The sequence below is a fragment of the Nostoc sp. genome, from assembly GCF_036919615.1.
Lineage (GTDB): Bacteria > Cyanobacteriota > Cyanobacteriia > Cyanobacteriales > Nostocaceae > Nostoc.
In genome coordinates this window covers 14,065-28,937 of sequence record NZ_JBALCN010000100.1, presented here as the reverse complement: position 1 = coordinate 28,937, position 14,873 = coordinate 14,065, and the positions used below count along the sequence as shown (strand labels likewise).

The following is a 14,873-nucleotide window of genomic DNA, read 5'->3' as shown; positions in this document are numbered from 1 at the left end:
CCAATTCATTTGTTGCAAATATTTTTGGAACCGATATTACCCAACTGCTACCAAGATTTTTTCTGAGGCGAAATAAGTGTTTTGCTCAGTTCGTAATTGGTCGCAGAGTCTGCCTTCAGGTAATTCTACATCCTCATATGTGAGGACTTGATCCTTAGTAATATCTCGTTTTAGGCGACACCCTTCAGCTAAACCAATTGGTAGGAGATTTTGCTGTTGAACGATATCGGAATTTTCACATTGTCCGTAGGTCATGTAGTAGCCGATGCCATCTAAGGTTTCTCCTGCTTTCAGGTCAATTTTGGCGGTAGTGATCACATCTACTAGCGGGCCTGCGAGTGGAGACATAACGGCATCACCGAATAGGACAGCACGCGCTACGGACAGGGGAACTTCAAAATGACAGAGGTGATAAGGAGTATAGAAGCTGTAAAGAGGGCCTTCGCCTAATTTGTATAAGTTGAGATAGTGGCGTTGCTTGGGGTCGTCGTGAGTGGCAAATACATATACGCCTGGCCCAGGTTTTGCTCCAACTACATAATCGACAATACCACCCAGTTCTTTGAGTTGTTCAACATCATATATATGGGCCATTTCATCGACATAACCGTTGAAGTCATATCCCAGCATTCCCCGTTTGGCGACTTTCATCCCTGTGGCATTGGCAACGATCGCTTGCTCAAAGGAAATTTTGGTTCCATCTGCAAAGCTAGCCACCATGTGAGGCTTTTGACCCCAACGTTTAGCAAATCCTTCCTGGGTGGTGGGATTGCGATAGGGGTCTTGGAGTCCTTTAATGTTACCGCACAATAACGGAGTTAAACCAATACTTTTTACAAAACGGTAGAGGTTCATTTGTACCCCTGGCTGATCGCCATCACAGGCGCTAAGGATGACGCCTGCTTTGTCAGCATACACTTTCAGGATGGGACCAATGGTGCCGTCGAGTTCAGCATTCATCATAATCACATGTTTGCAATGGGCGATCGCTTCCATGACGATGTGAGCGCCAAATTCCACTGCACCTGTGACTTCGATTAATGCATCGATGCCCTCAGCCCGACACAGTAACTTAGCGTCTTCTGTGACTGCATATTTCCCGTTAGCGATCGCATCTTCTAATTCGCTGACAGTTGCAACAACTTGAATATCTTCAATTCCTGCTTCCGAATAAGCTTGTTTAGCTGCATCAATCTGACGATTGGAGATAGCAACTAACTCCATTCCTGGCACTGAATTGACAATTTGGTTGGCAATTCCTCGACCCATAAAACCAGCACCAATCATTCCCACTTTGATGGGATTGCCTGCTGCTGCACGGGCTTGTAAGGCGCGATCGATAATAATCATGAACTAAACTCCTTTTTGGAACTGTTTATTGTGATACAAATTCTCTATAATCTTGCACTTAATAATTGATGACAACTAAATATTAAGTACATTTTCATGGTGAATTGCGATTAGCTTGCACCAAGCGACTATAAGTCACGGGGCTATACAGGCAAAACCCGCCTGCGCGGGTTAAAAACCCTTAATTCCCATCAGTCCGCGCAGGCGGACGAAAGTTTGTATAGCCAAGCCAGTGCAGTCTTCTCCCAAAAGAAGAGGCTAGCGCCTGCCGTAGGATGCCCGTACCACTTCGTGGAAGCAAGCTACGCAAAGCGTCTCGTAGAGAAGGGCTATAGGGGGTTTCCCCCATGAGCAACTGGCGTGCGATTTCTAATCGCCAGGGCTAAGTGCTAACCAGTTGTTTGCTAGATGCTATCAAACCAGTCTGTTTTTTCTGGCTGTGATTTTCGATAATTTGCTCCACAGCATTTTTGTAGGCTTGGGCAAACTTTTCTTTGGTATGATTTGCTCTTGCATATTCCCATGCCTTATGAGACATAAGCTTTAGGTCTTCTACAGGCAAATTGGAAATACTTCTAACTTTCGCCTTAATTTCTTCAAGGGAAAGATTCTCGAAAATCACACCAAAATCATGAACATCCACACCAGATTCGTAGCTTAAAATCGGAATTAATCCGGCTTGCAAGCTAGTTATTACTGCTCCTGCCTGTCCCTCAGAAACGGAAGGATAAACAAGCCCCAAACAATTCTTTGTAACCTTTAAAAAGTCAGGGCTGCTAACATCAATCCAACCATAGGTGTGAATGTTAGGTGTTTCATACAGTTCTTTATGGAAAGCTTGCTCAAATTCTTTGTCATTACTTACCGGGCCACAAACTGTTAAATGGTATTCCGGCATTTGGGCAAAGGCATCTAAAACTAAGTCTAATCCTTTGAGAACTAGAGCATTACCACCAAACCACAGAAAACGCTTTCTTACCGCTTCAAAGTCTTTCTCGTCAGGAGAGGGATAAACGAGTGACGAAGAAATTGGAATACGATACATTGGTTTGTTCGCATATTTGAATGTATCAACTGTGAAATTATTGCCCAATACAGTAGCGTAATCGGCATATTCAATTCCTAAGTTGGGCGTCTCAAATCGCTGTGGTCGTAAGGTAATTCCTCGACGTTGTTGGAGTTCTAGAAGTCTGTTGCATTCAGCTGCATTGCGAAACACCATATTAGCAATGTCAACGTGGAAAATCTTGATGCAATCTTTATTCAGTTTTGGTGCAAGTGCTTCTAGACGATGACGGATATCGATGAAAAATGCGTAGTCTTTTTGAGGAACGAATTTATTATTGTGGAATTGGATAACATCAACGTTATAACCCAAGTCTAAAAAAGTTTGGGCGATTAGTAGACACTCCCAGTTCCAACTCTGGTCATTGGGGATAGGCTGACCTGATTTTATCAAAAATGGTTCAATCCGATAAGAAAGAAGTACATTTCCTTTGGAAGGCTGTTTCGGCTTCAGGGAAACAACTTGTAAAGTCTTAGCGTAATTGATGCGTGCTTGGACTTTTTTGGATACAAAAGAAATAGTATTACCGACACGAGATAGAATTGTATTTGGCATTTATTTCTACCTAAATTAATTATTTGACCCTCACATAGAGGCGCAAAGAAAAAGCCTATAGTTATCTGGAAGCTGTACCGCCAACAGTCATCATTCTCAACAAAGGCCAACTTAAATCTTTCTCAGAAATTTCAGTCACATCTAGAGGCCAGTCAATATTAAAGAATGAGTCGTCATAGCGTAAACCTCTCTCATACCCTGGCGTGTAAAATTCACCCACTTGATATATGACTTCAGTCTCATCTGTGAGTGCTTGATAGCCATGAGCAAACATTTCTGGAACATACAAAGCACGACGGTTTTCTGGGGTTAGTTCTACACCGATGTGTGATAAAAAGCTGGGAGATTCAGGACGCATATCAATAATTACGTCATAGATAGCACCTTTAGTACAACGAATTAATTTCGTTTCTGCTGCTGGGAGAATTTGATAGTGCATTCCTCGGATAGTACCTTTTTTGTAGTTAAAAGATAGGTTACATTGGGCAACTGTTGGCTTTAATCCGTGTGCTTCAAATTCTTGAGCGCAGAAAGACCGAGCAAAAAAACCACGGTGGTCTGGTTTTTCTTCTAAGTCAATAATGAATGCGTCTTGGAGTGCGGTTTCGGTGAAAATCATATGATTCCTTAAAGATGAATATTGAGTCCAGAAAATACTTGATAACTGCTTAATGTTGGCGCCAGAAAATAAACGAACCACAGAGGCGCAGAGGGCGCAAATATATGAGAGTTTCAGAGATATTTTGATGTCAGTCCTAAACCTATAAATTTCATATGGTGCAACCTGTGTTCTCTGCACCTCAGCAGTTAATTAAATTAGATATTCTTCTGGTGAGAAGGGAGTAATTTACGTTTTTAAGTTGGAACTTTAACTGCATCTAATGAAGAACGTAACTCTGCTCTGGGATAAGTATCATCCCAGTATTGGGTGCAGAGATCTGGTCGTTCCGGGGGGTTGGCGGTGTAACAAAAGAATAGTGCTGACCGGTCTTCTGTGCGGACTGTGCCGTGATGCAAAGCATTTTTCGTATCTACAAAAATGACTGTACCTGCTGGGCCTGGGCAGGATTTCCAAGCTGATTTGGGGATGACTGGTTTTACTTGTTCATCGTTGATACCCATATAGCCTGACTTCCAAAGTTTGTAGTAAAGTCGAAAATAATTCCAACTAAATAAGGAAGTTAAAGAGCGGGGAATGTATTCAAAAGGTCCAGTTTTTTCTTCGACATCATTCAAGTAAATAAAGATTTTGATAATACGGCGGTCTTCTGCATCACTGTGCCATAGCAGCGTCCCAAACTGATGTTTACTCTTGAAATCTTTGCGTAAATGTACACCGTGAAAAGCGATGGGAAGACCGATATAATTTTCAATTATATTGAGCAGCCTTTTCTCGATTGCCCAGGCATAAAATTCTGGTAACGCTGTAACTGTGGAAATTTGTGGCAACTTTTGCTCTAGATGATCGTTGTTTAAATTTTCCATCTGAGACAATTGATGGTAAGCAGCTTTGAGCAGTTCTGAGCTAGAGTTGAACCCTAAATCTGCCAGGGTTGTGACACAAACGCCATCTTTTTTAAGAGCATTAAAGATGTGGCGATCGCGTCCTTCCAATGCTGGTAGATTTTTGCTATGCTTTAAACGGGCTACGTAGTATTCAAAGTCAGAGGACAGTGTAGCTATTTTTCTTTTAATTGCATTAAACATGACATTAATACCTCCTACTTTTGATGTATATTTATCAAAAATTTAGTAGCTTATGGCTTATAGCTTTGCACTTCTTGAGTAGATATTTCACTTGATTCTGCTAATCTGAACTCTTTAGCAACCATTACGTCAAAAGCACATAAGCTGACTAAAGCCAAAAATGGAACTACTGTTTTGATGGCGGACATAGGCCATCTTCTTAAAGCACCCAAAAAAACTTTCAAGTTAACTTCTTTGCCGTTCTGCAAAAGCATCCGCCTGCAAAACTGCTTAGAATATCCACTTTTCTCCAACTTTAAAATCACTTCGGGTATGTGTTTGTATTGCATTAATAGTGCAGACTTTGGTTCTTTCTGCCAATAACTCACACCAACAATACATTCTAAATAAGTCTCTTTAGTGACAATTACACTACCATTAGTAGCACAATATCCGGCTAAATATGCTAAAGATATCCAGTTATTCTCAGCATCTGGCCAACTTTGCAGAGCGCGTTTTACTAGGTCAGTGCAGTAGACTGTAGCAGTCAGAAAAATAACTGCACCGACACTTTTTGAGAAACAATGCTCAAATATAGCTTTCCCATCACCATCACCATTTTCACTATCAACATCAAACCAGCGATTACCAACAATGCTTGGTGGATGAACTGGTTCACCAGTAATTTGGTTACGACCAGAAAAGTTGAGGAACAATAATGATAAATCTTCATGTTGCTTGAGTTTGCTAATCACATAAGCAATGGTTCTATCTTGAATTGGGTCATCATCACCAATTGTCCAAACATATTTTGTTGTTGCAGAATTTAGGCAATACATAATATTTTTGACTACGCCTAAATTTTTTAAATTTTTATTTGATTTGAATGTGATATTGCTAAGTGTTAATTGCCATTTTTGGATCACCTCCTGAGTATTATCTATTGAACAATTATCAGAAACTAAAATTTCACAGTCATCTTCAAAACCTTTAATAGCTTGAGCCAGCCATGCTAACTGTTTATTAAGTAACTCAGCACGATTATAAGTTGGTATGGCAATGGTCAGTAATTTATGCATGGGAATAAATAGTAGTTAAATTTGTATATGAGTGCTTATCGCCAAGAACTAGTGTTAACAGTAACTTGGCAATTAATACAATAAATTACAGGATAGTCTCTAGCTGCTTGGGTGGAAAAAGAATTGCCCAAGCTGATATGCTTAACAAACGTAGGTAAGGAATAAATATTTTTATTGTCAAGAAAGGCCAACGTTTTAAAGCACCTAATAAGATTTTCAAGTCAGTTTTTTGTTGGAAATTCTGCCAAATCATCTCCTGACAAAATTTTTGAGGATATCCTACTTTTAGTAGTTTTATATAAACTTCAGGTATATATGCATATCGCATTTTCAAATTCCATGTTGGATCAAGATCCAAAAGACTAGCGCCCATAGTACATTCTAAATAAGTGTCTTTAGTGATGATCACACTTCCGTGAGCAGCACAAAACGCAGTCCAATATGCTTGAGATGCCCAATTACTAGTAGCAGATGGCCATTTTTGTAGAGCTTGTTTTACTATATTTGTGCGATAAATTGCTGCTGATATAAAAAGTACACCACCAAAATTTTCATTCAGATAACCTTGAAATACAGCTTTACCATCAACTCTTAGCTCGTCGTTATCGCTATTCAACCAACGTTCTACAACAAGTTGACCTGTTTGTTTTTGGCGACCAGAGAAGTTTAAAAACATTAGTGCTAAATCTGAATGTTTTTTTAATGTTGTTAACACATAATCTAGAGTTCTTTCCTGAATTGGATCATCATCACCAATTGTCCAAACATATTTACTGGTTGGGGCTTTTAAGCAACAAGCAATATTACCCATTACACCGATATTTTTGCTATTTAGGTTTGATGTAAATCTGACATTACTAAGAATTATTTGCCACTTTTTAATTACTTCTTGAGTATTATCTGTAGAGCAATTATCAGAAATAAAGATTTCGCAGTCAGACTCAAACCCTTTAATAGCTTTAGCTAACCAAGTAAGTTGTTGTTCTAAAAGCTGGGCACGATTGAATGTAGGAATGGCGATGGTCAGCAATTTATTCATATTAAGCTCAAATCTGTAGTTAAGAAAGTACTAACAGCAGCTTAGTAATTAACAAGCTGCTTTTCAGTCTAATTCCTTGTGGTTTGGTGACAAACAATCTATACGAGGTACGCCTTTTAATTACTCTTTGACTATTACCTCTGCTCATAGTGACGATAAAAAATAGTAACAAAAGGCGCTTTTTTGGTTATATTTAGTAATTACGACGCTATTAAAAGCCTATCCGGAATAGGACATGGATAAATTTTTACTTCAGGAATTGGCACAACAAACTGTCCACCCCACTCACCAATAAATGCCATTTGTTCCATAATTTCTTCCTTGAGATTCCAAGGCAAAATTAAGACATAATCTGGTTGAGTCTCGCGGATTTTATCTGGTTCAAAGATAGGAATATGAGTTCCAGGTAAAAATAAGTCTTGCTTATAGGGATTGCAATCTACTGTGTAATCGATAAAATCTTTCCCAATCCCACAGTAATTGAGCAATGTGTTACCTTTAGCTGGTGCGCCATAACCAGCGATTGATTTACCTTCTGCTTTAGCCGTCAAGAGAAAATTTAATAGCTTGTGCTTTGTTTTTTTGACTTTTTCTGCAAATGTGATGTAAGTCTCTATCTGATGCAGTCCAGCAGTGATTTCTTTTACTTTCAGATGGTTAACTCGGTCACTGATGCTAGGATTATCAACGTGGTCATGTTTGGCATAAATTCTTAGTGAACCGCCATGAGTTGATAATTCCTCTACATCAAAAAGTTGCAAGTTGTGGGCTGCAAAAACTTTTTCGATAGTCAGAAATGAGAAGTAAGAAAAATGCTCATGATAAATCGTATCAAACTGATTTTGTTGAAGGAGTTGCAAAATATGAGGAAACTCCATTGTCAAAATGCCATTGGGTTTGAGGATGAGTTTCATCCCAGCAATGAAATCATTTAGATCTGGTACATGAGCTAAAACATTATTGCCTATTAAAAGGTCAGCCAGTTTTTCTTGTATCACGAGTTCTTTGGCAGTTTCAACTCCAAAAAACTTGTTGATACTAGGAATACCTCTGTCTTCAGCAACTTTGGCGATATTTGCTGCTGGTTCTATTCCTAAAACTGGGATTCCCTTTTCTAAAAAATATTGCAGTAAGTAGCCGTCGTTGCTGGCAATTTCAATAACTTGAGTATGATGATTAAAGTTAAACTTTTCTACCATCATATCGGTGTAAGCCTTCGCATGTTCTAGCCAACTTACCGAGTAAGAAGAAAAGTAAGCATAGTCGCTAAAAATGTGATCTGGAGTTTCAAATTGTTCTAATTGAACTAAGAGAATGTCTTCAGAGACATAAGCGTGGAGAGGATAAAATTTTTCTGCATTATTTAGCTGTTCTGCCCTAAGATAAGCATTGGCTAAAGGTGACATTCCTAAATCAATAAAGGTTTGGTGCAGAGGTTGACCACTGAAACGACATTTTGCGATCGCCATAAATTTCAACTCACTGATTGCAAATAATTTGATGGGTGAAAGAAGTCTGAATCAAATATTATTAATTTTGGAAATCTTGAGATTATTAATATGTAAATCTTAATTGAGTCATTTCAGAGTTTACATTTTAGTCTGAAAGCGTAAACTCTGAATAAATCTGATGATTCAATTATTTATTTACACACTAAGAGCTAACTCTAGCTACTTTTTATTCCAGAAGAAATCTTTGTCAATTTGCTCGGTACGAATTAAATACTCTAGCTGTTTTAAGCGAGTGAATCCTCTAAATAAGAACGTATCTTCAGCCATATGTATTTGACTAAATAAATCAAATAGCTGCTGGGCACCAAGTTGGGCATTCCAATCACACTTAAATCCGGGTAGGATTGTGTTGATTTTCTGGAAGGATACCCGATAGCTGCGGTTATCTGAACCGTTGTCACCAAAGGACAATTTACAATCTGGGAAAATATCAGCAATAATTTCAGCGATTTCTTTGACGCGATAGTTGTTTGCTGTATCTCCCACGTTAAAGATTTGGTTATGTACAATGTCCCGTGGTGCTTCCAAGGCGCAGACTATTGCTTTGCAAATATCCAGTGCATGGACTAATGGACGCCAAGGTGTACCATCACTGGTCATTTTGATTTCTTTGCTAGTCCATGCCAACCCTGCTAAGTTGTTTAAAACAATATCAAAGCGCATCCTGGGAGAAGCACCAAAGGCTGTAGCATTCCGCATAAAGGTGGGAGAGAAGTCATCGTCAGCGAGTGGTCTGACATCTTTTTCTACCAGAGTTTTGCATTCTGCATAGGCTGTTTGGGGATTAATTGGGGATTCTTCTGTGACATCACCTGCGGTAGCAACACCGTAGACACTGCACGAAGACATATATACAAAACGACGTACACCCATAGCCTTAGCCAGACTAGCTAGACGAACTGAACCTACATGATTAATTTCGTAGGTAATATTGGGTGCTAATTGTCCGGCTGGGTCGTTGGAGAGTTCCGCCATATGAACTATTGCTTCGACACCTTCCAAATCTTCAGGGTTGATGTTGCGGATATCTTTGTTGAGGGTTTTGGGTGTCACCCCATTAGCGTTGTACAGCCAACCAACTTTATAAAAACCGGTATCTAAACCAATAACTTCATGTCCCCGTTCAATTAACAGAGGCGGTAATAACGAACCAAGATAACCTTCTGTTCCAGTTACTAATATTTTCATTGTGCTTAATGCCTTTGTATTGATGAGTTAAATTCTTCGTTTAGTAGGGGCGCACAGATGTATACCCTACAGCGTGTTGCATCAAAAAGGGAACCGCTATATTTTTCGTTTGTATGCAATACGACCTCACTTCCATTCCTCTCTTAAGAGGAGAGAGGCTTTGAATTTTACTCCCTAACGCTAGTAGGGAAAGGATTGGGGGTTAGGTCATTGCGCTATATATGATTCGGCTAACAATCATTATGTAGTTACTAGAATCTTTTGCAGGCTTCCCATTGGGTAGCAGCACTCTATAGCGGTTCTTAATTGATGCACTAGACTTTTTTCTTGTGGATGGGTATCTTGCCCGTCTTTTGTATTTCCAGGTAAAGATGCCCACCATACAAGATTCATCCCTTAATTCAGCAGCTCCGGAAGTAATAACTATGCTATCTATGCAGTTACTACACTGTCTAGATACGAGAGTTGGGGAATTTGAGTAGCTAGCGCTTTGCCAATTTCTAGAGAAGATGTGGCAGCAGGAGAAGGAGCATTGCAAACATGGATGGAGTTTTGACCGGAAACAATCAAAAAGTCGTCTACAAGCTTGCCATCGTTCATTAAGGCTTGAGCACGGACTCCTGCATGGGTGGGAACTAAGTCTTCTGCTTGGACTTCTGGAATTAGTTTTTGCAAACTTCTTGTGAAGGCTGCTTTACTAAAAGAACGAATGATTTCTTGGATGCCTTCATCAGCGTGTTTTGCCGCTAACTTCCAGAAACCGGGATAGGTGATGACTTCAACAAAATCCCGCAGGTCAAAGTCGGTTTTTTTGTAACCTTCACGTTTGAGACTGAGAACTGCGTTTGGCCCTGCATGGATGCTACCATCAATCATCCGGGTAAAGTGGACACCCAGGAAGGGGAAATCTGGATTGGGAACTGGGTAAATTAGTGTCTTGACCAGATAGCGTTTTTCTGGAGTGAGTTCGTAGTATTCTCCCCGGAAGGGGACAATTTTTGCTTGGGGTTCAACTTGACCTAATTTGGCAGTGCGATCGCTATGCAATCCAGTACAATTAATTACAAAGCGTGTTTCAAAGCTACCGTTGTTTGTTTCTAGTACCTGATTTTTACCACTTGGGGAGATTTTCAGAACTTTTGTATTGAGGTGTAAATCCCCACCCTGCTGTTGAATTAGCTGGGCATATTTCAAACAAACTTGCTTGTAATTAACAATACCAGTTGATAATACCCGAATTCCACTTACACATCTTACATGAGGTTCAATTTCCTTGACTTCTTCAGGGCTGATTCTCTGGACTTCTATGCCATTGTCTAAGCCGCGTTTGTAGAGATTTTCTAAGCGTGGTAGCTCTTGTTCTTCAGTTGCAACAATTACCTTACCACAAACTTCATGGTCAATTCCATGCTCTTGACAGAATTCTACCATTGAGCGAGAACCGTCACGACAAAATTTAGCTTTGAAACTCCCTGGCTTGTAGTAAATACCAGAATGAATTACCCCACTATTATTGCCGGTTTGGTGAAATGCCCATTGGCTCTCTTTTTCGAGTACTAAAATTTGGGCATTGGGATAGCGTTTTCCTAAAGCCAACGCTGTCGAGAGTCCAACTATTCCCCCACCTATAATTGCGAAATCATACATTAGTATTATTGTACTTGAAATTACAGTAAATCTATAAAGTCAGGAGTTAGTAGTTAGGAGTGAGGAGTTATGAGTTTCAACTCCTAACTCTGCCAATTTTAGATTTTTAATTTTGGATTTTGGATTAAAAAAAAATCTAAAATCTAAAATCCAAAATTGAATTACTCATAACTCATAACTTTCTTTCTACCAAACTTTCCAAGGAGCCTGACTGTTATTCCATAGCCCCTCTAGATAGTTTTTATCGCGTAAAGTATCCATTGGTTGCCAAAAACCATTATGTTTGAAAGCAGATAGCTGTTCCATATCAGCTAGCTTTTCTAATGGCTCTTGCTCCCACACCGTAGAGTCATCAGCGATTAAGTTGATTACTTCTGGTTCTAACACAAAATAACCGCCATTAATCCAAGCTCCATCACCTTCAGGTTTTTCTCGAAAGCTGGTGATTTTAGTTTGCTCATATCCTAAGGAAATAGCTCCAAAACGTCCGGCTGGTTGAACAGCTGTGAGTGTTCCTAAGGAATTTTGTTGTTTATGAAAGTTAACTAGCTCTGTGATATTAATATCACTTACACCATCACCATAAGTGAAGCAAAAAGTTTCATTACCAAGATGTTCACTGATTCGCTTTAAGCGTCCGCCTGTCATTGTATTGTCACCCGTATTTACTAAGGTGACACGCCAGGGTTCAGCATAACCAGAATGCACGTTCATCTGGTTAAATCGCATGTCAAAGGTAACATCTGACATGTGTAAAAAGTAATTAGCAAAATACTCTTTAATTATGTAACCTTTGTAACCACAACAAATGATGAAATCATTTATGCCGTGGGCAGAGTAAGTTTTCATTATGTGCCAGAGAATTGGCTTACCACCAATCTCAACCATCGGTTTAGGTCTGATACTAGTTTCTTCACTCAGGCGTGTACCAAGTCCTCCAGCCAAAATCACCGCTTTCATGCAATTACCTCGGAGATTTGTAGGGATATTATTATTTGACCGTGCCAATTTTAGATTTTAGACTTTAGATTTTGGATTAAAAGAGTTTTTTGATACATGCCCTGCTCCGAAAGTGGGCGGAACAAATCTACTCATACGCTCGTGATGTTCGATGACTAATCCCAAAGATGCTTGTGACGCTCCATAACTCGCTAACGCTGCTTTATGTGCGGCATCGTCTCCCTAACTCTTCTCTACGAGAGGCTACGCCAAGGAGACGCTCGTTCGCGTTGGGAGAAGACTCGCTAACACTACGCTATCACAAATCTAAAATCCAAAATTAGTTGACTTTTTCAACATGAAGAGGATGCACTTAGGTAGAGAAAAATTTATTTCTGATTTCTTTTTCTCCGTCAATAATCTAACTATAATTTTTGGCAAAATTATGAAGGAAATATAAATTAAAATCTTTTCTATATAAAAGCTCTATGAATATCTAGAAATAGGAAAACAAATGACTCAATTTAATAAAAATGTCATCCATAAAATAACTAGGATTAGCACCAGCTAACCCTAGTCAGGTTTGATTTCTGAAATCAAAACCAATAATATGCCAGTAACAAAACTTACTTTCTTTTAGTTGGTTTTTTGTGGATTACTTGGACCTTGGAATAAAGGGTCACATTTGTTTTCTATCACTACACACATGTTACTGAGTGCTTGCTGATAATTATCCATATCATCTTGCTCAAGAAAGATTTTGGCAGATGCCTGTATATCTTCGATAGCTTTCGTCTGGTTTTTGTTAGATTCACTACCACCATATTGTGCCAGTTCATAGCGAACCATACCTCGTTTGAGGTACGCTTTTGCTAGTCTGGGGCTAATAGTTAGTGCTTGGTTAAAGTCAGTAATCGCTTGATTATATTCTTGCTGATAATTGCTGCTATATTGGGCAATTTGATAATAGACAAAACCCCGCTGAAAGTAAGCTTCTGCTTTGGATACATTAAGTTTTATCGCTTGAGTAAAATCTGCGATCGCTCTTTTGTAAGCTTGTTGAGATTCACCGCTATATTTAGCCATTTGGGTGCGGACAATCCCCCGTCTGATATAAGCTTCAACTTCATTATTATCCAGACCGATGGCCCGATTATAGTCAGCGATCGCTAGATTATACTCTGTATCAGGATCGTTGCTATATTCGGCAAGCATATAGCGGGCATTGCCCCGATTTACAAGAGCTTTGATTTGATTGGGGTTGATTTTGAGAGCTTGGCTATAATCTATAACTGCTCCTTCGTAGTCTTTCAAGTTATAGCGGGCATTGCCACGATTGACAATAGCTCTGGCATGTATAGGTTGTTGTTCAATTGCTTGGCTGAAGTTGACAATTGCTTTTTCATAGTCTCGCTGTTTGTAAGCAGCCTCACCCTGTTGATAGTAATCAGCGAAGCTGAGTTTGTTATTTGGCTGGCGAGAATTCAATGCTTGTTGGGTGTAAGCATTTTGAGAAACCAACGGCTGAGTAAATTTAATCATTACGTCTGCATATCCCAATAAACCAAAACCCAGCAAGCAAAAAATAATTGGGTATAATTTTGACTTTTTGGAAGGTTTATAATATGAACCGCTTGGGGTAATTACTGGCTGCCAATAATTAGCTAAGTGCGGTGACATGACTCGCTGTGGCAAACGTGGTGTCTGGGTGTAGTGCTTTTTCGGTTTGATTCGCGGTTGTAGATGTTCTTTAGCTTCTATAGCCCGATGTGATGGGAAGGGGTCGCGTCCGCCTAATCGCACAGTCCGTTCACACCACGGACAGCTACGCATATGGTTGTTATAGCGATGCTGGGGATTTGTAGTACAGGTAATCAAGGAATCTTCGGCTTCAGCTATTGCTGAGAGCCAAGTCTGGGCACTGGGGCGCAGCAGTGGGTTGTTGTGACCCTCTTCAAAACAACGAACAAATAGTTCCTGTAAGCTGGGATGGAGAATTTCCCAAGCGGGTGCAATAGGTGTAGGCAGGTAGGGTACGTGCCGCTTTTGGCTGTAAGTGAAATGACCGGATGCAATGCGTGCTTCGTAGGGTGGTGGCTCAATAGCACCTTGAAAGATCCCAGAAAATGGGTGGGTGCCTTCCATTAAGAGTTGAAATACCAGCACCGCTAACCCAAATAAGTCGTGAGAGATTTCGCGATCGTGCTGGGCAAAAGTTTTATTCTGTAGTTCTGGTGGGGTAAACTCTGGTTTACCTACTGGGCACCGATAAACAACATTGTTGTTGGGGTCGAGTACTTGGAAAGAGTCTGTGTCTATCAAAGTCACCAGCGCTGTGTCGCTGACGAGGATATTAGACTCGTTCACATCACCAATGCAATATCCACTAGCGTGCAAAGCTGCAAAAGCCGCCGCCAGATTACGAGCCGTGCGGAGCAGGTACTGATAGTTGAATAGGGGGCAGTGCTGGCGACGGGTTCTGGGGTTGTAAAAGTCGATGATTGGACGCATCCCCTGAATACGTGGCATCAAAAAGCCAAGGATGCTATTTTTGCCATCTGCCGCCCGTAATAAATCCTCTGGCCAAGCGATAGAGATATGCCCTAAACTAGCCGTAGGGTTTTCTGGCGGGTTGGCAAGCATCGCCTGGAGTTTATCAGCATGAGCAGTCGTTGGCTTGTGGTAAATCTTCGCCACCAAGTTGTTATCAGATGGCACTGCATAAACACAAGCTTCGCCGCCACGCCCCAAACTGACATTGAGGCTGAGGATTTCTTTTCTAGGGGAACAACGTAGTACCTGCATAATGAAAT

At 40.2% G+C, this 14,873-nt stretch carries 11 protein-coding genes; all 11 read right to left on the bottom strand.

Features of this window, described 5'->3' with window-relative positions; all coding sequences use genetic code 11:
* Window positions 1-36 precede the first annotated feature (36 nt).
* The 11 genes from V7K48_RS30960 to V7K48_RS30910 all read right to left on the bottom strand — a co-directional run bounded on the left by V7K48_RS30960 (window position 37) and on the right by V7K48_RS30910 (window position 14,865).
* The gene (locus V7K48_RS30960) at window positions 37-1,350 is read right to left on the bottom strand and encodes an NAD(P)H-dependent oxidoreductase (RefSeq protein ID WP_335078538.1); all 1,314 of its coding nucleotides are present in this window, start codon (window positions 1,348-1,350) and stop codon (window positions 37-39) included.
* Window positions 1,351-1,732: 382 nt separating this feature from the next.
* Complete coding sequence (locus tag V7K48_RS30955) at window positions 1,733-2,971, bottom strand: glycosyltransferase (protein ID WP_335078535.1); 1,239 nt, start codon at window positions 2,969-2,971, stop codon at window positions 1,733-1,735.
* Between the two features lie 61 nt (window positions 2,972-3,032).
* The gene (gene rfbC, locus V7K48_RS30950) at window positions 3,033-3,590 is read right to left on the bottom strand and encodes a dTDP-4-dehydrorhamnose 3,5-epimerase (protein ID WP_335078533.1); all 558 of its coding nucleotides are present in this window, start codon (window positions 3,588-3,590) and stop codon (window positions 3,033-3,035) included.
* A gap of 236 nt (window positions 3,591-3,826) precedes the next feature.
* Window positions 3,827-4,678: a phytanoyl-CoA dioxygenase gene (locus tag V7K48_RS30945; RefSeq protein ID WP_335078531.1), complete on the bottom strand. Its 852-nt coding sequence runs from the start codon at window positions 4,676-4,678 to the stop codon at window positions 3,827-3,829.
* 50 nt (window positions 4,679-4,728) lie between these two features.
* Window positions 4,729-5,736, bottom strand: a complete 1,008-nt coding sequence (locus tag V7K48_RS30940) for a glycosyltransferase family 2 protein (RefSeq protein ID WP_335078529.1) — start codon at window positions 5,734-5,736, stop codon at window positions 4,729-4,731.
* A gap of 85 nt (window positions 5,737-5,821) precedes the next feature.
* A complete protein-coding gene (locus V7K48_RS30935; protein ID WP_335078526.1) occupies window positions 5,822-6,775 on the bottom strand; it encodes a glycosyltransferase family 2 protein in 954 nt (317 codons plus the stop codon).
* 200 nt (window positions 6,776-6,975) lie between these two features.
* Window positions 6,976-8,244, bottom strand: coding sequence for a class I SAM-dependent methyltransferase (locus tag V7K48_RS30930; protein WP_335078524.1), 1,269 nt, complete (start codon window positions 8,242-8,244; stop codon window positions 6,976-6,978).
* 201 nt (window positions 8,245-8,445) lie between these two features.
* Complete coding sequence (locus tag V7K48_RS30925) at window positions 8,446-9,474, bottom strand: NAD-dependent epimerase/dehydratase family protein (RefSeq protein WP_335078522.1); 1,029 nt, start codon at window positions 9,472-9,474, stop codon at window positions 8,446-8,448.
* 432 nt (window positions 9,475-9,906) lie between these two features.
* Complete coding sequence (gene lhgO / locus V7K48_RS30920; protein ID WP_335078520.1) at window positions 9,907-11,121, bottom strand: L-2-hydroxyglutarate oxidase; 1,215 nt, start codon at window positions 11,119-11,121, stop codon at window positions 9,907-9,909.
* Window positions 11,122-11,307: 186 nt separating this feature from the next.
* Window positions 11,308-12,081, bottom strand: coding sequence for a glucose-1-phosphate cytidylyltransferase (rfbF, locus tag V7K48_RS30915; protein ID WP_335078717.1), 774 nt, complete (start codon window positions 12,079-12,081; stop codon window positions 11,308-11,310).
* Between the two features lie 615 nt (window positions 12,082-12,696).
* Window positions 12,697-14,865: a tetratricopeptide repeat protein gene (locus V7K48_RS30910; protein WP_335078518.1), complete on the bottom strand. Its 2,169-nt coding sequence runs from the start codon at window positions 14,863-14,865 to the stop codon at window positions 12,697-12,699.
* Window positions 14,866-14,873: the final 8 nt, after the last annotated feature.

What these genes read in the sequence shown, in the direction of transcription:
- V7K48_RS30935 (WP_335078526.1), bottom strand. Translation starts at nt 6,775, where the DNA reads ATGAATAAATTGCTGACCATCGCCATTCCTACATTCAATCGTGCCCAG.
- V7K48_RS30940 (WP_335078529.1), bottom strand. Translation starts at nt 5,736, where the DNA reads ATGCATAAATTACTGACCATTGCCATACCAACTTATAATCGTGCTGAG.
- V7K48_RS30925 (WP_335078522.1), bottom strand. Translation starts at nt 9,474, where the DNA reads ATGAAAATATTAGTAACTGGAACAGAAGGTTATCTTGGTTCGTTATTA.
- rfbF (WP_335078717.1), bottom strand. Translation starts at nt 12,081, where the DNA reads ATGAAAGCGGTGATTTTGGCTGGAGGACTTGGTACACGCCTGAGTGAA.
- lhgO (WP_335078520.1), bottom strand. Translation starts at nt 11,121, where the DNA reads ATGTATGATTTCGCAATTATAGGTGGGGGAATAGTTGGACTCTCGACA.
- V7K48_RS30960 (WP_335078538.1), bottom strand. Translation starts at nt 1,350, where the DNA reads ATGATTATTATCGATCGCGCCTTACAAGCCCGTGCAGCAGCAGGCAAT.
- V7K48_RS30945 (WP_335078531.1), bottom strand. Translation starts at nt 4,678, where the DNA reads ATGTTTAATGCAATTAAAAGAAAAATAGCTACACTGTCCTCTGACTTT.
- V7K48_RS30930 (WP_335078524.1), bottom strand. Translation starts at nt 8,244, where the DNA reads ATGGCGATCGCAAAATGTCGTTTCAGTGGTCAACCTCTGCACCAAACC.
- rfbC (WP_335078533.1), bottom strand. Translation starts at nt 3,590, where the DNA reads ATGATTTTCACCGAAACCGCACTCCAAGACGCATTCATTATTGACTTA.
- V7K48_RS30910 (WP_335078518.1), bottom strand. Translation starts at nt 14,865, where the DNA reads ATGCAGGTACTACGTTGTTCCCCTAGAAAAGAAATCCTCAGCCTCAAT.
- V7K48_RS30955 (WP_335078535.1), bottom strand. Translation starts at nt 2,971, where the DNA reads ATGCCAAATACAATTCTATCTCGTGTCGGTAATACTATTTCTTTTGTA.